The sequence below is a fragment of the Flavobacterium rakeshii genome (assembly GCF_009741375.1).
Classification (GTDB): domain Bacteria; phylum Bacteroidota; class Bacteroidia; order Flavobacteriales; family Flavobacteriaceae; genus Flavobacterium; species Flavobacterium rakeshii.
The window spans coordinates 121,072-140,016 of the sequence record NZ_WOWP01000016.1; the positions used below are offsets into that span (position 1 = coordinate 121,072).

The window sequence follows — 18,945 nt, forward strand, 5'->3', positions numbered from 1 at the left end:
GAGAACTATAAACTACAACTACTTAATATATACAATGCCGAAAGACACTTCTATTAAATCAGTTTTAATTATAGGTTCGGGTCCAATTATCATCGGACAGGCCTGCGAATTTGACTATGCCGGATCACAGGCAGCACGATCTTTAAAGGAAGAAGGGATTGAGGTTATCCTGATTAACTCTAATCCTGCAACAATCATGACCGACCCATCTATGGCCGATCATGTGTACCTTAAGCCTCTTAACACTAAATCTATTATTGAAATTTTAAAGGCTCACCCGAATATCGATGCTGTATTGCCGACAATGGGAGGTCAAACAGCTCTTAACCTTTGTCTTGAGGCAGAGGAAAAAGGGATTTGGGAAGATTTTAATGTAAGGCTGATAGGTGTAGATATTAACGCAATCAACATTACAGAAGACAGGGAGCAATTTAAACAGCTTCTTGAAAGAATTGAGATTCCTGCAGCTCCGGCTAAAACAGCAAACTCTTTCCTTAAAGGTAAAGAAATTGCACAGGAGTTTGGATTCCCGCTTGTAATTCGCCCTTCATTTACACTGGGTGGTACAGGTGCAGCTTTCGTATATAAAGAAGAGGAGTTTGATGAACTGCTTACACGCGGTCTTGAAGCTTCACCAATACACGAGGTTCTTATTGATAAAGCACTTTTCGGATGGAAAGAGTATGAGCTTGAGCTTCTTCGTGATAAAAATGACAATGTAGTTATCATCTGTTCTATTGAGAACATGGACCCAATGGGTATCCACACAGGAGACAGTATTACTGTTGCTCCGGCTATGACCCTTTCTGATAGTACTTATCAGAGAATGAGGGATATGGCAATCAAGATGATGAGAAGTATAGGTAACTTTGCGGGTGGTTGTAACGTGCAGTTTGCCGTAAGCCCTGATGAGAAAGAAGATATCGTGGCTATTGAGATTAACCCTCGTGTATCACGTTCATCTGCACTGGCTTCAAAAGCAACAGGTTACCCAATTGCAAAAATCGCTTCTAAACTGGCTTTAGGTTATCACCTTGACGAACTAATGAACCAGATTACCAAGTCAACTTCAGCTTACTTTGAGCCAACACTTGACTACGTAATCGTAAAAATACCTCGTTGGAACTTTGATAAGTTTGACGGTGCTGACAGAAGACTTGGTCTTCAAATGAAATCAGTAGGTGAGGTTATGGGTATTGGTCGTTCATTCCAGGAAGCACTTCACAAAGCTACACAGTCTCTTGAAATTAAGAGAAACGGTCTTGGTGCCGACGGTAAAGGATATACTAACTACGAGCAGATTATAGATAAACTTACTCATGCCAGCTGGGATAGAGTATTCGTAATCTATGATGCAATCCAGATGGGTATTCCGTTAAGCCGAATCAACGAGATTACTAATATCGATATGTGGTTCCTTAAACAATATGAGGAGCTTTACATCCTGGAGAAAGAAATTTCTACCTATACTATAGATACGTTACCGAAAGAGCTTCTTCTTGAAGCGAAACAAAAAGGTTTTGCAGACAGACAAATTGCTCACATGGTAGGATGTCTTGAGAGTGAAGTTTACAACAAGCGTAACGATATGGGAGTTAACCGTGTTTATAAACTGGTTGATACCTGTGCGGCAGAGTTTAAGGCAAGAACGCCTTACTACTACTCAACGTTTGAAGCTGAAATCCAAAAGGCAGACGGTACAAGATTTGTAGACAATGAAAGTGCTGTAACAGATAAGAAAAAGGTTATTGTACTTGGATCAGGACCTAACAGAATTGGTCAGGGTATTGAGTTTGACTACTCTTGTGTACACGGTGTACTTGCCGCTTCAGAGTGTGGTTATGAAACAATCATGATTAACTGTAACCCTGAAACGGTTTCTACCGACTTCGATACGGCTGATAAGTTATACTTTGAGCCTGTATTCTGGGAACACATTTATGACATTATCCGTCATGAAAAACCGGAAGGTGTAATTGTACAGCTTGGTGGGCAAACAGCTCTTAAACTTGCTGAGAAACTTGACAGATACGGTATAAAAATATTAGGTACTAGCTACGAAGCACTTGACCTTGCTGAAGACAGAGGACGTTTCTCTGAACTACTTTCTGATCTTAAAATTCCATTCCCTAAGTTTGGTGTGGCAGAAAGTGCAGAAGAGGCTTCTAAACTTGCAGATACGCTAGATTTCCCGCTACTTGTAAGACCTTCTTACGTACTTGGTGGTCAGGGTATGAAAATCGTTATCAACAAAAAAGAACTTGAAGAGCACGTTATCGACCTGCTTAAGAGTATCCCGGGTAACAAACTTTTGTTAGACCACTACCTTGATGGTGCTATCGAAGCAGAAGCCGATGCGATTTGTGATGGTGAAGATGTTTACATCATCGGTATCATGGAGCACATTGAGCCTTGTGGTGTACACTCTGGTGACAGTAACGCAACACTACCTCCGTTTAACCTTGGAGAGTTTGTAATGCAACAGATAAAAGACCATACTAAGAAAATTGCAGTAGCACTTAAAACAGTAGGTCTAATCAACATACAGTTTGCTATTAAAGATGATACAGTATACATTATCGAAGCAAACCCAAGAGCATCGAGAACGGTTCCGTTTATCGCAAAAGCTTACGGTGAGCCTTATGTAAACTATGCAACTAAAGTTATGCTTGGAGAGAAAAAAGTAAAAGACTTTACTTTCAACCCTCAGCTTAACGGATATGCTATCAAACAACCGGTATTCTCTTTCAACAAGTTTCCTGGTGTAAACAAAAAACTTGGGCCTGAAATGAAGTCTACAGGTGAAAGCATCCTGTTCATTGAAGATCTTAAAGACGATCAGTTTTATGAACTGTACTCAAGAAGGAAAATGTACTTGAGCAGATAATTATTAGCTTAATATATTAAAAGCCCGCTTTTAGCGGGCTTTTTTATTGAATGTCGCCTTTTTTACCACTGCTTTTTTGTAGAAATAATTCGAGTGTTTAATTGTGGTTAAGTTATTATGATATATTTGTTAAAAATACACGAAACCAACTAGTTAAAACATGAATTTAAAAATTACGCTCAAGCATTTATTTGCTTTTGTGCTATTGCTGCCCGCAATGGCATTTGCCCAGGTTACTTTTACAGACAGTAACCTTCCTATCGTTATTATTAATACCGATATTAACCCCGACACCGGACAACCGACAGACATACCGGATGAACCTAAAGTATGGGCCGATATGAAAATTATTTTTCATCCCGACGGTACCCGTAACTATATGACCGATCAGGATAATGCCGATTTTCTGGATTATGATGCCCGTATTAAAATTGAATTAAGAGGTTCTACTTCTCAAAATCTTCCTAAAAAGCAATATGGCTGGACAACTTATGATGCTAATGGAGATAAACAGAATGTAAGTATACTGGGCATGCCTAGTGAAAACGACTGGATATTAAACGGACTGGCGTTTGATGCAACTCTTATGAGGGATTACCTTGTATATAACATGTCCCGCCAAATGGGGCAGTATGCATCGCGTACACAATATTGTGAAGTAGTGATAGATGGTAATTACCGCGGATTGTATGTGTTACAGGAGAAACTAAAAGACGATTCTAAAAGGATTAATATTGAAGATATAAGTGAAGGCGATATATCGGGCACTAATCTAACCGGAGGTTATATTACCAAAGCCGATAAAACTACAGGGGGCGACCCTGTGGCATGGGTAATGCAGTCTGACGCACAAAGTACCGATTTTATCCATGCGCTTCCTAAACCGGAAGATGTTACCGTAGAGCAGGATACTTATATACATTCACAGTTTACGGCTCTGGAAACGGCAGCTAACAATAGTGATTCTGATTTGATTACGGGATATCCTTCTGTAATTGATGTGCCTACTTTTGTTGATTTTATGATATTGAACGAGCTTTCTTCAAATGTGGATGCTTACCAGATAAGCACTTATTTTCACAAAGACAGGGGAGGTAAGCTAAGGGCAGGGCCTGTGTGGGACTTTAACCTGAGCTTTGGTCATGATGAGTTTGGAGACAGAAGTCATACCGATATTTGGCAGTTTGATAACGGCGATAATGAAGGGCCACGTTTTTGGAAACAGTTATTTGCCAATACCGAGTTTAAATGTTACCTCTCTAAACGCTGGAATTCGCTTACCGCTACCGGTAATGTTTTAAATTATGATAGTCTAAGCAATTACATAGATGAAACGGTAGACCTTATTAGCGAAGCAGCAGCTAGGGAACAGCAACGCTGGGGTACTGTGCCTAACCATGCAGCAGAGATTACTGCGCTTAAAGCTTTTATTGCCGATAGGATTAACTGGATGACAGATCATGTAGGGACATTTACAGCCTGTAATGACCCTGATTTGCCACAGTTGGTTATAAACAGGATAAATTACCATCCGGGAGAGTCGGATGAATTTCCGGAGTCTGACGATCAGGAATTTATAGAAATTAAAAATACGGGCAACGAAACTGTAAATCTTACAGGGGTGTATCTGCGTGAATTGGGTATTTCATATCAGTTCCCGGTAAATGCCACATTGGAAGCAGGACAGGGGATATTTATCGCCAGTAATCCTGAAGTTTTTGAAGCAAGATATGGTTTTGCTCCTTATGGTAAGTTTGAGCGTAACCTGTCTAACAGTACGCAGCGACTGGTACTTGCCGATGGTTTTGGAAATGTTATTGACGATGTTGAATATGAAGATGATAGTCCGTGGCCGGATGCCGATGGAAACGGAAGTTACCTACTGCTTACAGATATTTCGTTAGATAACAGTTTAGCGTCAAGCTGGACAGCAGTTGAGGAAAGCTCGCTTTCGGTTTCAGATTATGTTATGGCTTCGCAGCTTATATTGTATCCTAACCCTGTAAATAATGTACTTACTATCCAGGCAGCCGAAAATATTGATGCTGTTGCTGTTTATGATGTTTACGGCAAACAGATTAAAGCAATGAATACAAACGGTGTTAATATAGAGGTAGATTTTAGCCAGTATCAGTTGGGCATCTATATTGTTACTATTACCACAGCTTATGGAACAGCCAGTAAAAAAGTGATTAAACAGTAAGTTTTAATCCATATATGTTTAGGGAAGTCCGCTTGTAAAGGCGGACTTTTTATTTTATTAATGAAAAAATGAATCTTTATATTTGATAAATCAATTTTACCATAGCCCAATGAATGTTTTTAAAGGAATAATAAATACAAAAGCGAAGACTGACAGCAATACCGGATTTAGCAGTAACCCATCGTCTTATGGCGGACGCTTTATTAATAAAGACGGTACGGCTAATATTGAGAAAAGAGGAATCTCATTTTTAAACCGTATTAGTTGGTATCACATGATGCTTAACATGAGCGGCTGGAAGTTTATAGCAGTGCTTTTTACTTTTTATGCAGGTATAAACTTTATATTCGCCAGCTTGTATTATATAATAGGATTAGAGTATCTTGACGGAGTAGGGAATATAGGTAGTGAATGGGCTAAATTTGGTAAGGCTTATTTTTTTAGTGCGCAAACCTTTACTACTGTGGGGTACGGGCATATTAGTCCAAACGGATTTTTTACCAGTGCTCTCGCTGCTACCGAGGCTTTAACCGGGCTGCTTAGCTTTGCCATTGCTACAGGTTTGTTTTATGGTCGCTTTAGTAGGCCAAAGGCTTTTTTAAGGTTTTCTCAAAATGCACTTATCACTCCATATAAAAATATAAATGCCCTTATGGTAAGGCTGGCACCATTTAAGAACACTAATCTTATAGATGCTGAGGCCCGTATGACAATGGGTATGAGTGTTAATGAGAATGGTATTATGGTTACTAAGTTTTATACCCTTAATCTTGAATTACAAAAAATCAATTCGCTTACCTTAAGCTGGACACTGGTGCATCCTATAGATGAGAATAGTCCGTTTTATGGTTTTACCAAAGATGATTTTGCCGGTGCAGAAGGTGAAATTATAGTTTACATTAAGACATTTGATGATTTGTTCAGTTCTACTGTGGCAACCACTACATCTTATTTGTTTGATGAGATAGTGTATGGAGCTAAATTTGAGATTATGTACAACGAGAACGACGATAATACTACAACTGTACTGCATCTTGATAAGATCAATAAGTTTAATAAAATGGAATTAAACAAATACTAAATCAAATTGGTTATTTACTAAGTCTTTTCTGTCGTATACTAAATAGGTAAAACGTTTTAGGTTTTTATAAAGTTACTTTGTAGAGGTAAATTAAGTTATAATATAAACTACAGTAAATTAAGTTTTAACAACCTAAAGCAAAACGTATGAAAAGAATTTTACTTTTATCAGCATTATTTGCAACAATTGGCCTTTCGGCACAAACTACTCACCATATTGATAACTGGGCTATGGGTATCAGCAATCAGGATGCTTCATTAACCATAGATCAGGGAGATACAGTAGAGTGGACATGGAGTGATACCCTGCCACATACGGTTAGTTCTACAGCCGGCAGTACAGAGACTTTTGATAGTGGTACTATTTCTGGTGTTGGAGAAACCTACAGTTATACTTTTACTGAGATAGGAGCTAATACCTACCAGTGTAATGTTCACCCCGGAATGAATGGTACTATTACCGTAGAAGAGGTTTTAGGTGTTAACGATGTTAGTAAAGTAACATTTGAATATTACCCAAACCCAACTACTGATATTTTAACTATAAATGCAGCAGATGTTATAGATAATATCACGGTATATGATATGAGTGGTAAGCTTGTAATGACAGCTGATAATGCGGGTAATTCAAACAGCAAAATTTATATGCAAAACTACAATGCCGGTACTTATTTCGTTAAGGTTACAGTTTCAGGGCAAACTAAAACCATATCAGTAGTTAAGCAATAATTTAAAATATCAGTTTTTAGCTATATTAAAAATGTGTGTGTGAGAAAGCCTGTCTAATTAGACAGGCTTTCTCTTTTTACAGAAATCAAATAGAATTATTCTTTAATGATTTTTGAAGTATGGTATTTTCCTGTGTTGTCCTGAAGAATTACGGCATAAGTACCCTGAGCAAGTTCTTTAATCGAAATAGTATTATTAGTGATTTGGCTATCGCTTACAATTCTGCCGTTTATTGTGTAAATAAGCGCTCTTTTTATTTCAATATTTTTTGCTTCTACCTGTATGTAGTCTTTAGCTGGGTTAGGATATAGTTTAAACAGGCTGTTTTCAGCATCTGTAATATTTAATATAGCTTCTCCTTCGGTTACATGGGTAGTTTGGTTTATTTCTGGGTTGTTTATTACATCAATAATTCCAGATGGCCACTTGATAACCAATTGATCTACCGTTTGGGTTAGTCCCAGTCCAAAATGAACATTTAAAGAGCTCATGTATCTAAAACCGTCACCACTTCGCACATCTCTAATTTGACTACCCCATTCACTACCTTCTGTATAAATTTCAACTCTTGCTCCAATACCGTTTGCATTACTTTCTACTCCACGTAAAGTAATTTTTAGCCAATTATTGTTGTTAGGTGTGTTAAAGTAAACCGTGTTTCCGTTTAATATATCTAAAAAACCATCATTGTTTAAATCGCCTATAGGACCATTTGTGGCTGGTATAACTACCGGTGTAAAGGTTAAGTCACCATTGTTTTTCATTATTATCTCTCCTCCGCCAAAAACATCTACAAATCCATCGTTATCAAAATCATGGGCTACATGTTCGATACTTAACTGATTAAAAGATTCATAACCACTTCCGGCTGTTACATCGGTAAATGTACCATCTCCATTATTAAGCATCAGTTTATGGTGACCACTTACAAACGAACTCGCACCTATAAGAACATCCATATCTCCATCATTATCATAATCAGCCCATGCAGATGACCATGTTTGTACCATATCGGCCATGTTAGATTCATTTGTATCATTACTGGCTACAGTAGTAAAGGTCATATCTCCGTCATTGCGATGCAGTTCATTCATTGCGGCAGGATTTCCTCCACCCCTACATTTTGCAATAAATAAATCCTGGTCACCATCATTATCATAATCAATCCAAATGGAACCATAATTTCCTCCTTCGGGATAATCGCCAAGTCCTCCCTGAATAAATTCGTGACCTCCCTCGCCATCATTAAGAAAATAAACGTTAGGCTCAACATCATGGCAAACAAAAGCATCCAGGTTACCATCATTATTAATATCTACAAAATTTGTTCTTTGTGAAAACAGATAAAAGGTTGAGGGCGACTCAATAATATCAGAGAAAGCCGTTCCGTCTTCATTAGCAAGTATTATTGCGGCTCCTACACTGTTTCCGTACAATAAATCATTATATCCGTTTTTATCAAAATCGCCGGCAGCCATACTCCAGGAAGGAATATTATTAGTATTTGGTGCTGTTAATGTAGCTGGTGTAAATCCAGAATCATTACTTGACTGATATAATACATTGACAGAATTATTTGAAGGAGAAACAATATCATCAAGATAATCTCCATTAATATCTACAACACAAAACTTATAATTACCGGCAAGTTCTATATCATACGAACTGTATAAAAAAGGATAATCAAATGTTAGTGTAAAATCGAAATCATCTGAGCTCCACTTATTGTCAAATGCAAAATAATAAGTAGTACCGGCTAAAGTATTAAAAGTAACCAGAGATGTTTGATAGCCGCCACTATCATCATCACCTGCAATACAGGTTAAGTTGTTACAGTCACCGGTATATACCATTACTCTGGTGTCATAAAAAAGTAGTTCAGGGACCTTAGTGTTTATTGTAACTTTATGATCTTCGGTAGCCGTGTACATGTACCATGCTCCTTGAGTCCCTGTTTCGTTATCTATGCAATTTTGAGGTATTTCACTTTCATTACTAAATGTAACGGAGTATTGCCCTTCTGTAACGGCAATTGCATTGTTACAGCTTTGCTGTGCGTACATACTGTGGCAGCCTGTAATAACTAATAATAGAGTAACAATTCTTTTCATAAGCTTAGTTTGGTTATTGGTTTGTTTTCATTTTTTACGGGCATGGTTCTTCCATGCTGTTAATCCATTCTTCCATAAGTTCAAGCGCTTCTGTGTGTTGTATGGTTCTTCCTAAAAGGGGCATTCTTTCGTTTTCCATTACAGAATTTAACCTGTAATACATTTCAGATTTTTCTGTACTGCCCTGAGATATTATATGTTTAAGTGAATTGTTTATAAATTCCTGTGGTTCCACACATATACCAAGGTTAGAAGGGGTAATAGTTTCACTAAAGGCAAGCCTTATAGGACGATAATCACAATGTGACCCTTCACGATGGCAATGGGCACAGTTAATGTCAAGATAAGAGCGAACTCTTAATTCCAAGGGTTGGGTTTCATCTGTCCAGTCTATGCTGGCAGTAATGTTTTGTGGTAAATTATTTTCAAGATAACCATGTTCAATCCATTTGTTTAATTGGTTTTTTGTACCATCACTATAATCAAACAGTTTGTTTAAATTTTGTGGTTTAGGACCTATTGGTACCGAATCCTGTTGAGATTTATGGCAGGTGTAACATTCTAATTTTGAAGGGATGCGGTAATTAGTAGTTTTTATTTCGCTATCCTGTAGCCAGGTAATATTAGTAAAACCTCCGTTCATGTTATATAAGGCCTCTGTTTGTTCATTGTTCCAAACATAGTTAGCAAAAATCCATTTGCCTCCTTTTTTTATCATTAGCCTGGTTTCTATAATACGGGTACTATTATCAGGCTGTATATTGTTGTAGTAAAAGTTTTTTATGAGTACAGCCCCGTCAGGAAAGTTTAGTATATCATCGTCTGAAACATATGAAGCCTTTACATTTTCAGGCATCCATACAAATCGCTTTTTTAATGCATAGTCTGTAAAAAGTGTGCTGTTAAGGTCGTAAGGAACTACACCTTTAACAGGATTGAGGTTTTTTATCTCGCCGTCAAAAAAGTTATAGTCCGAAAGTTTAGGATAAGGAACTGCTTCAAGATCGAGGACAACAGGAGAAGGGGTGGGTATTATTGAGTATTCTTCTGAATCATCTTTTCCGCATGATGAAAAAGCAATAATTAAATATAAGTATAGGTATATTTTTAGTGAAATATGTTTTTTCATATGGTTGTGTTAATTATTTTTACAATAATATAACAAATATATAATAAAACATTTACCCTTTTATGGAACTGTGTTAAAACTTATGTATTTGATTTTTAGTGTTATAAATGTAACACTAAGGACAGCTTGTTTCAAGAGAGTTTATCCACTCCTTCATCATTAATAAAGCTTCTTGATCAACAATTGTACGACCTCTCAAAGGCATCATTTCCGTAGGAATGTTATTGTTCATCCTAAAGTAAATAAGAGATTCTTCAATATTTTGCCCGGAAATAAGATAAGGTTCGCCATTTGTAGCAAAATCACTTGGAGGTATACATATGCCTAAGTTAATAGGGTCACTGGTTTGGTTAAAGGCAAAATTCATAGGCGTATATCCGCAGTACGTACCTTCAGTATGGCAATGTGCACAGTTAATATCGAGATAAGAGCGTACTCTTAGCTCAAGAGGTTGTGTATTATCTTTCCAATTTACTGTTGATGTTATTTGTGAAGGAGCAGAGTTTAAATAACCAGTCTCAATCCATTTAGTAATTTGATTTTTAACTCCCTCATTATAATGGTATGCTTTATTAAGGTTTTGCGGTTTAGGGCCTATTGGGCTCGACTGTTCATTAAAAGTATGGCAAAGTGCACAATCTGCTTCCGAGGGTATTTTATAATTTATTGTTTTAGTTGTACCATTATGATTCCATGACATTCTTACAGTACTTCCTTCCATATCGAGGTAAGCTTCAGTTTGGTCACCATTCCATACATAATTGGCAAATATCCATCCAGATTGTTTTTTAATAAGTAAGCGGGATTCTAAAATTCTTGTAACGTTTTCTGCGCCTACATTTTCATAATAAAAGTTCTTAATTAATATAGTTCCTGTTGGAAAATCTAAAACAGCACCGTCACTAGTATAACTGGCAGGAGTATTATCAGGCATCCATACAAAACGCTTTTTAAGAGCATAGTCTGTAAACAATGAGCTGTTTAGATCGTAGGGTAACACACCATAAACAGGCTCAAGATTTTTCATATCGCCTTCAAAGAAATTGTAATCTGATAATTTAGGATATGGTACAGTTGTAATGTCAAAAACTACAGGAGATTCTTCCGGTATCTCAGAATAGTTATCACTATCGTCTGATCCGCATGAAATAAAAAAACTAAGTAATAAAGAAACTATTGCTAAAGATAAAAAGTATTGTTTTTTCATTCGTTATATCTTATAATTGTTAAAAGGATAACAAATATATATAAAACTTTAAAAAAACATCTTTATAACTCAAGTTTAATGTTGTACTGATTTAATCCTTCAAGAGCTTCTGCCGAGGTGTGGTCAAAAGTTTCCCTGTGCAGGTTTCTTTCTTTTTTAAGCGCTACACGTTTAACCGAATTATAAAAACGTCTTACTTCTTCAAGGTCTGAAAGTATTAATGTAGGTACTTTTACATTTTTACCTTCATCATCTTTAGCTACCATGGTAAAGTAAGATGAGTTACAGTGTTTAACAACTCCGGTTTGTATGTTTTGTGCAGTTACCCTGATGCCTACAACCATAGAACTATTCCCAACATAGTTTACCGATGCCTTCATGGTAACCAATTCGCCAATTTCGATTGGATTTAGAAAGTCTACCGTATCTACCGATGCGGTTACACAATAGCGACCTGAATATTTAGAGGCGCATGCAAAAGCAATTTGGTCCATTAGCATTAATATATAGCCACCGTGTATCTTTCCGCTAAAGTTAGAGTGTGAGGGTAACATCAGTTCTGATATAGTAACCTTAGAGGTGCTTACCTTTCTTGGCTTGGTATTCATAATAAAAGGGTATTAGTTACAAGTTAGGCAGTTCGTTATTATCGTCTTCATCAATATCATTTTCATTTGCAGCGAGCAGTGCCCTGTTTACAATATTTTCAGGAAGCGCTTTTTTAGCTTTGGCTCCCATTTTTTTAAGTTTTTCAATACTGGTAATTATGTTTCCGCGACCATTAACCAGTTTATTCATAGCACCTTCGTAGGCTTTTTTACCTTCGTCCATACGTTTTCCTACCATAATAAGGTCGCCCACAAAACCTTCAAACTTATCGTAAAGCGCTCCTGCCTGTCTTGCAATTTCATAAGCATTTTCCTGTTGCTTTTGGTTGGTCCACATACTGTCTATAGTACGTAGGGTTGCCAGTAAGGTACTTGGAGTAACGATTACTATATTACGTTCAAAAGCCTTGTTGTATAAAGTTGTGTCTTCGTTAAGTGCTATAGCAAAAGCAGGTTCTATAGGGATGAAAAGCAACACAAAATCAGGGCTTTCCATTTTATAAATGTCATGATAATTTTTGTCACTTAACTGGTCTACATGTCTTTTGATAGAACTTACGTGCTCTTTTAGATGAACAATTCTTAGAGTTTCATCTTCTTCATTTACATAACGCTCGTAAGCTACAAGTGAAACTTTAGAGTCAACAATCATTTTCTTACCATCAGGAAGGTTTATAACCACATCAGGCTGAATTCTGTTTCCTTCTTCATTAACATGACTTTGCTGTACCTCATACTCACGTCCTTTTTCAAGCCCTGATTTTTCCAGTACGCGTTCCAATATAAGTTCGCCCCAGTTACCCTGCATTTTAGAGTCACCTTTAAGTGCCTTGGTAAGGTTAAGCGTTTCACGGCTCATTTGCTCGTTCATTTCACGAAGCCCTAATATTTGTTGGCGCAGTGCGGCATGGTAGTCAATACTTTCTTTATGGGTATCTTCCACTTTTTTCTCAAACAGATGGATCTTTTCCTGTAATGGGGAAAGTATATTTTTAAGATTTTCCTTATTCTGTTCGGTAAATTTATTGGATTTTTCTTCCAGTATCTTATTGGCAAGATTCTCAAATTCTTTAGTGAATTTTTCCCTTAGCTCTTCGGTTTCCTTTCTTTGTTCGCGCATGCGCTCCATAAGGTTATCAAAGTCGGTTTCCTTTTTGGTAAGCTGTACGGTAAGGGCATCTTTAGCCGTTCTTAAATCGTCACGTTCGGTAATTATCTGGGTAATCTGTTTTTCTAAAACACCTTTTTCGTTTACGGCCTGCTGTTTAAGCTGTTCAATGGTAAGCATAAGGCTATTGTTACGCTCTTCGAGTACTTTTTTGTCTGAAGATGATTTTGAAGAAAATAAAATCCTTCCTAAGTAAATTCCTAAAGCTAAGGCAATAATAAAGGCGAATAGTAATGTAATAGTATCGGGCATTTGTAGTGTATTTGCTTAAGGGTAAAATTAAGGAAAATATTGCAAGGCACTACACAAAAAAATACTGTTATAGTTGTTTTTACAAACTAACAATAATGAGTGAAATAGTGACCTTTAAAAAGTTTCCTGATGTGGTTCAGACTCGTGAACTTAAAGAGTTCCTGCTAAAAAATAATATAGAATGTTATCTGGCAGATAACAAAGCTTTTCTAAACGGGTTTACTATGTTTTGTATAGGCATTATAGTTAAGGCTATTTCCTTTCTGTTCCGATTTAATTTATATATGTCTTAAAAGTCAATTTATTAGTTGTTTAGAGAAGTATATTTTAGTACTATTTTAAATACAAAATAATTGTTAAAGTTTTTTTGTTGTCTTTTTAGTAATTTTTACTTTACGGAAATCCGCATATATAAAGGTTTTGTTAAAACTTATCTATAAGTTTTCTTTAAATTATTGGTTATCTGATATGTAAATGAGGTTTTTAGGAGGTTTTTCCTATATTTGGAAAACCACCATCTATATAAACCAAATGAAAAGAACTTTTACTACTTTAAAGACTTTTCCTGATTTCGATCAGGCAAAAGAACTGAAGCGCTTTTTGTGCAAAAATGAAATAAGAAGCTTTTTAAACGATAATCACGACTCTCCTGTTGGTGATTTTGAGGTTAAGGTAATTACTACCGATCTTAAAAATGCTACAAGGTTGCTGGAAGAAAAAACCGAGCAAATGGTAGGGGAGGTAGCAGGTGACTATTGTTTATACTCTTACTCAACTCCGCAGTTGTACGACATCCTGGTTAATAAGGACGTTTGGAGTGACTTTGATTTTATGCTTGCTAAAAAGATACTTCATGAAAAAGGTATGCCCACTGATGCCGATACCCTGTATAGTATAAAACAGGAAAAAGCTAAAAACACAGCTAAGCCAAAAACAAACCAGATAGTGTATATTCTTGCCGGATATGTTTTAGCACTTTTAGGAGGTGTAGCCGGTATAGTGATTGGCTTTTTAATGTGGAATTCCCAAAAGCAAATGCCCGGAGGTATAAGTGTATTTAGTTACACAGACGTTGAAAGAAAGCATGGTCGAATAATTTTTGGATTAGGTGTCCTGATATTTGCGATTATAATTAGCTTAAGGTTAAGGCAGATTCCTAATTAAATCTCTAACCAGTTTTTAAGTATTGTTTTCCCGTTAGGAGTCAGTACCGATTCAGGATGGAATTGCACGCCCCTCACGTCATACCCCTTGTGACGTAGTGACATTATCTGTCCGTTTTCATCCAGGGAAGTTATTTCCAATGTTTCAGGAAAATCTTCTTTATCCACGCACCAGGAATGGTAGCGCCCCACACAAATTTTTTTATCAAGCCCTTTAAAAAGGGGTTCGTCTTCTGCTATAATAGTTATTGTAGTGGCTACGCCGTGGTATACTGTATCGAGGTTTATGAGCTTTCCGCCAAAAACTTCGCCAATAGCCTGTTGCCCTAAACAAACGCCCAGTATACTTTTAGAAGGAGCATATTTTTTTATGATACTTTCCAGTAATCCGGCATTGGCAGGGAGACCCGGACCGGGTGATAAAAGGATTTTATTAAAATCGTCAACATCTTCAAGAAGGAGTTCGTCGTTCCTTATAACGGTAACCTCACAATCCAAACTTTCCAGATAGTGTACCAGGTTATACGTAAAGCTGTCGTAGTTATCTATTACAAGTACTTTTTTCATATTTAATGCAGGTGTGCAAATGTATGAAAGTGAACCGAAAAAAAATAATCTTAAAAATCTACTAAAGTAGTAGACTAATGAAAATATTTAATTATATTTGTTATGCACAAAAGAATATATGGCAGTTTTAACAAACAAGTGTACGGAGTGTATGTGTTTCCTTTTATACGGGGATGCATTAACTGTGCACAAAAATTAGGTTCATTCCTAAACAGTAAACAGTTAAAGGCTCCTCGTTACCACGAGGAGCCTTTTTTATTTATAGCCTTTTAATAACTAATATATGAAGCATCCCGTTTATACCGCAAATTATTTGAAATCGGGGGTGTTGCCCGATAAACAGAAAACAGGGTACTGGACAGAAGAGTTTTTTCAGTGGCTGTTTTGCATAGGGCCGCAGTTTACCGATTATGATTTCTTTTTAAATAAAGAAAAAGAGCTGGACGGAGTACTATCTGATCTGCTTTGCCTTTCGGGGCTGCAGGAAGAGAGAATACAACCGTTAATAAACCATCTTAAGGAAAAGGTGGTAGTGCTGCATCAAAAAATGGAAGATAGCCTGAAGGCAATTTTTGCTTTTGATCCTGCAGCCAAGTCAAGAACCGAAGTATTGGTGGCCTATCCGGGTTTTTTTGCAATAGCGATTTATCGTGTTGCACATGAGCTTTGGATTAATGATGTACCGGTATTACCCAGGCTTATAAGTGAATATGTACACGGTAAAACCGGTATTGATATACATCCCGGAGCTACTATAGGTGATCGTTTTTTTATAGACCACGGTACAGGTATCGTGATAGGGGAAACATCAGTAATAGGTGATGACGTAAAAATATATCAGGGAGTAACACTTGGTGCGCTTAGTGTGCACAAGGAGGAAGCATCGGTAAAGCGACACCCTACAATTGGTGACAATGTTACCATTTATGCCAATGCCACCATTTTAGGAGGAAATACAGTAGTGGGTAACGATTCTGTAATAGGAGGTAACGTTTGGCTTACTAATTCCATTCCTTCACATTCTCTGGTATATCATAAAAGTGAAATAACAATAAAATCTAAGGAAACATTTCCTGAACCATTAAATTTTGTAATATAAAACAGCATAGATATGAAAGCTAATAATATTTTAGAAACTATAGGTAATACACCTCACGTACAACTTAATAAGCTATTTAAAGGTAAAAACGTTTGGATTAAGCTGGAACGCAATAATCCGGGGAACAGTATTAAAGACAGGATTGCACTGGCAATGATTGAAGACGCCGAGGCTAAGGGACTTTTAAAGCCGGATAGTGTTATTATTGAGCCTACTTCGGGTAACACGGGTATTGGGCTGGCATTTGTAGCGGCAGTAAAAGGATATAAGCTTATTCTTGTAATGCCTGAGTCAATGAGCGTGGAACGCAGGAAACTAATGTCTATTTATGGTGCCGAGTTTGAACTTACCCCACGTGAAAAGGGTATGAAAGGGGCTATTGAAAAGGCAAGGGAGTTAACAGAGTCTACGCTAAACGCATGGTCGCCAAGTCAGTTTGATAATCAGGCGAATGTTGATATTCACCGTAAAACCACCGCTCAGGAAATCCTTGCCGATTTCCCTGAAGGGATTGACTACCTGATAACGGGTGTAGGTACGGGCGGACACATAACGGGAGTTGCCGATATTTTAAAGCAAAAATTCCCTAACCTTAAAGTGTTTGCCGTTGAGCCAGAAGCTTCTCCGGTATTAAGTGGTGGTGACCCGGGGCTTCACCCTTTACAGGGAATAGGGGCAGGGTTTGTACCTTCTATTTACAGAAACGACCTTATTGACGGTGTAATTACAGTAGGGAAAGATGAGGCATTTGATTTTGCCCGAAATGTTGCAAAAACAGAAGGTATACTTGCAGGTATCTCAACAGGAGCATCATTAGCGGCTGTAAACAAAAAGCTGGCTGAAATTCCTGACGGAGCTACAGTACTTACCTTTAATTATGATACAGGAGAGCGTTACCTCTCTATTGAAGGATTGTTTTAAGAATTGCTAACATTAATTTTGGTTAAAAAGAAAATCCCCGATGGAAACCATCGGGGATTTTTATTTCAATTTAAACTCTAATTATTAGAACTTAAGATTTACAGTAAGTTCAAATTCGTCGTAAATCATGTTGTCACCAAGACCGTCAAAAATACTTCCTGACTTGTACTCAATACCATACTTAGTTCTGTCTACATTAAACGCTGTAGTTGCAGAATTGTTGTTTACAGTTAAATCAAAAGTAACTGGTTTAGTGATGTTTTTGATTGTTAAATCAGCATTTACAGTGTAAACGTTACCTGATTTTACTTTAACTGATTTGAATACTAATTTAGAAGTAGCATGCTTGTCAGTACCAAAAAAGTCTGCAGCTTTTAAGTGACCTTCAAGTTTCTCTTTACCTTCACCAGCTTTAAGATCTGTAACAGTGATAGAAGTCATGTCTACAGTAAAGTTACCACCTGTAAGTTTACCTTTTTTAAAATTAAGTACACCATCTTTAAGGCTGATAACACCTTCGTGCTGACCTGTAACTTTTTTACCTACCCAGCTTATTTTACTTGATGAAGTGTTGATTTTCTTGTCCTGAGCAGATGCTGTTATGGTTCCAAGAGCTACTACTAGCGCAACTACAATTGTTTTGAAATTTTTCATTTTTTTTTAATTAATTGAATTTAGAATATTAGATAGTGATAAATAATTCATTTTGAGGTTTTCTAACCTTTTTAAAGTGTTGGAAACCGTCTTCTTCATGGCGGTAACCTACTGCTGCAATAACTGCTGTGCTAAGACCAAGTTTGTCTAAGCCCAGTATCTCGTCAAATTGCTGAGCATTGAAACCTTCCATAGGGGTAGCATCAATTTTAAGTAATGCAGCAGTGTTGATTAAAGTAGAAAGCGCAATGTAAGTCTGTTTTGCAGCCCATGTGTTTTTGCCTTCTTCTGTTTGGTTATTAATGAAACCATTAATTGTATCTTCAAACGGTTTTAGGGACTCTTTTTCAATTTCTCTTACTTTACTTATGTTATCCATATAAGCATCTACATGTTTTTCGCTTACATTTTTCTCATAAGCAAAAACAAACAGTTGAGAAGATTCGGTAATACCATCCTGATTGTAACCGGCAGCTTTAAGCTTTTGGCGTACTTCAGGGTTTTCAATGATAAGTACTTTGTACGGCTGTAATCCCATTGATGAAACACTTAGCTGTACTGCTTCTTTTAGTGTTTCAAGATCCTGAGCCGATACTTTTTTTGAAGGGTCGTATTTTTTTGTGGCATAACGCCAGTTTAAACTTTCAATATAATTTTCCATGATTTTTATACTCTAATTTGATTATGCGTTTCGGTATTTTTCTAATAATGTATTTAGTGTTTCCTGCTCTTCAACAGTCAGGTTTTTAGTAAACTTTTCTTCATGGCTGTCTATAACAGGATCCAGTTCTTTTAGTAAATCCAGTCCTTTTTGGGTTATAGCGACTTCCATTTTCCGTCTGTTATCAGGGCAAACTTCACGTGTTACCAGTTCTTTTAGCAGTAACTTGTCTACCAGTCGGGTAGTATTGCTGGTTTTGGCAACCATACGTTCCTGTATTACACACATGTTTGCAGGTTTGCCTTTTTGTCCCCTTAGTATCCTTAAAACATTATATTGTTCAGGTGATAAATCATGAGCCTTAACAATTTCATTAAAGTTTTCACCTATTACGTTTTGGGTATACATAATATTCAGAATAATCTTCTTAGGAAGACTCATAGGTACTGTTGCTTTAATAACTTCTTCTATCTTCATAATTGTATCTACAATATTTGTATGTACAA

General features: G+C 36.9%; 17 protein-coding genes. 8 read left to right on the forward strand and 9 right to left on the reverse strand.

The window, feature by feature from the left end; all coding sequences use genetic code 11:
• Positions 1–34: 34 nt before the first annotated feature.
• From carB to GN157_RS17815, 4 genes are all read left to right on the forward strand, one after another.
• On the forward strand, positions 35–2,887 hold the full coding sequence (gene carB, locus GN157_RS06005) for a carbamoyl-phosphate synthase large subunit (RefSeq protein WP_157482190.1): 2,853 nt from the start codon (positions 35–37) through the stop codon (positions 2,885–2,887).
• 160 nt (positions 2,888–3,047) lie between these two features.
• The gene (locus GN157_RS06010; protein WP_157482191.1) at positions 3,048–5,090 is read left to right on the forward strand and encodes a CotH kinase family protein; all 2,043 of its coding nucleotides are present in this window, start codon (positions 3,048–3,050) and stop codon (positions 5,088–5,090) included.
• 109 nt (positions 5,091–5,199) lie between these two features.
• Positions 5,200–6,171, forward strand: a complete 972-nt coding sequence (locus tag GN157_RS06015; RefSeq protein WP_157482192.1) for an ion channel — start codon at positions 5,200–5,202, stop codon at positions 6,169–6,171.
• Positions 6,172–6,317: 146 nt separating this feature from the next.
• Complete coding sequence (locus GN157_RS17815; protein WP_197429405.1) at positions 6,318–6,899, forward strand: T9SS type A sorting domain-containing protein; 582 nt, start codon at positions 6,318–6,320, stop codon at positions 6,897–6,899.
• A 95-nt stretch (positions 6,900–6,994) separates the two neighbouring features.
• On the opposite strand, the gene GN157_RS06025 is transcribed toward GN157_RS17815, so the two are convergent.
• The 5 genes from GN157_RS06025 to rmuC form a co-directional block, all read right to left on the reverse strand.
• Positions 6,995–9,010: an FG-GAP-like repeat-containing protein gene (locus GN157_RS06025; protein ID WP_157482193.1), complete on the reverse strand. Its 2,016-nt coding sequence runs from the start codon at positions 9,008–9,010 to the stop codon at positions 6,995–6,997.
• A gap of 34 nt (positions 9,011–9,044) precedes the next feature.
• Positions 9,045–10,139 carry a hypothetical protein gene (locus GN157_RS06030; protein WP_157482194.1) on the reverse strand — a complete coding sequence of 365 codons (1,095 nt, stop codon included), beginning with the start codon at positions 10,137–10,139 and terminating at the stop codon, positions 9,045–9,047.
• 115 nt (positions 10,140–10,254) lie between these two features.
• Positions 10,255–11,346 carry a hypothetical protein gene (locus GN157_RS06035; RefSeq protein ID WP_157482195.1) on the reverse strand — a complete coding sequence of 364 codons (1,092 nt, stop codon included), beginning with the start codon at positions 11,344–11,346 and terminating at the stop codon, positions 10,255–10,257.
• Positions 11,347–11,408: 62 nt separating this feature from the next.
• Positions 11,409–11,954, reverse strand: a complete 546-nt coding sequence (locus GN157_RS06040) for an acyl-CoA thioesterase (protein WP_157482196.1) — start codon at positions 11,952–11,954, stop codon at positions 11,409–11,411.
• Positions 11,955–11,970: 16 nt separating this feature from the next.
• A complete protein-coding gene (rmuC, locus tag GN157_RS06045; RefSeq protein ID WP_157482197.1) occupies positions 11,971–13,374 on the reverse strand; it encodes a DNA recombination protein RmuC in 1,404 nt (467 codons plus the stop codon).
• A 95-nt stretch (positions 13,375–13,469) separates the two neighbouring features.
• Here rmuC and GN157_RS06050 point away from each other — a divergent pair, with 95 nt between their 5' ends.
• Both GN157_RS06050 and GN157_RS06055 read left to right on the forward strand, forming a co-directional pair.
• The gene (locus tag GN157_RS06050) at positions 13,470–13,667 is read left to right on the forward strand and encodes a hypothetical protein (RefSeq protein WP_157482198.1); all 198 of its coding nucleotides are present in this window, start codon (positions 13,470–13,472) and stop codon (positions 13,665–13,667) included.
• A gap of 238 nt (positions 13,668–13,905) precedes the next feature.
• Positions 13,906–14,538 carry a hypothetical protein gene (locus GN157_RS06055; RefSeq protein ID WP_157482199.1) on the forward strand — a complete coding sequence of 211 codons (633 nt, stop codon included), beginning with the start codon at positions 13,906–13,908 and terminating at the stop codon, positions 14,536–14,538.
• Here the strand turns inward: GN157_RS06055 and GN157_RS06060 are convergent.
• Complete coding sequence (locus tag GN157_RS06060; protein ID WP_157482200.1) at positions 14,535–15,104, reverse strand: anthranilate synthase component II; 570 nt, start codon at positions 15,102–15,104, stop codon at positions 14,535–14,537. The genes GN157_RS06055 and GN157_RS06060 overlap by 4 nt on opposite strands.
• Before the next feature lie 283 nt (positions 15,105–15,387).
• On the opposite strand from GN157_RS06060, the gene epsC reads away from it, so the two are divergent.
• Both epsC and cysK read left to right on the forward strand, forming a co-directional pair.
• Complete coding sequence (gene epsC / locus GN157_RS06065) at positions 15,388–16,203, forward strand: serine O-acetyltransferase EpsC (RefSeq protein ID WP_157482201.1); 816 nt, start codon at positions 15,388–15,390, stop codon at positions 16,201–16,203.
• Between the two features lie 12 nt (positions 16,204–16,215).
• The gene (gene cysK / locus GN157_RS06070; protein WP_157482202.1) at positions 16,216–17,124 is read left to right on the forward strand and encodes a cysteine synthase A; all 909 of its coding nucleotides are present in this window, start codon (positions 16,216–16,218) and stop codon (positions 17,122–17,124) included.
• Between the two features lie 84 nt (positions 17,125–17,208).
• Here cysK and GN157_RS06075 read toward each other — a convergent pair whose 3' ends face one another.
• The 3 genes from GN157_RS06075 to GN157_RS06085 are packed head-to-tail and all read right to left on the reverse strand — an operon-like array spanning position 17,209 to position 18,916.
• Entirely contained in the window at positions 17,209–17,778 is a 570-nt protein-coding gene (locus GN157_RS06075; protein WP_157482203.1) for a YceI family protein, read from the reverse strand.
• A gap of 28 nt (positions 17,779–17,806) precedes the next feature.
• A complete protein-coding gene (locus GN157_RS06080) occupies positions 17,807–18,439 on the reverse strand; it encodes an NAD(P)H-dependent oxidoreductase (protein ID WP_157482204.1) in 633 nt (210 codons plus the stop codon).
• A gap of 21 nt (positions 18,440–18,460) precedes the next feature.
• Positions 18,461–18,916, reverse strand: a complete 456-nt coding sequence (locus GN157_RS06085; RefSeq protein WP_157482205.1) for a MarR family winged helix-turn-helix transcriptional regulator — start codon at positions 18,914–18,916, stop codon at positions 18,461–18,463.
• Positions 18,917–18,945 lie beyond the last annotated feature (29 nt).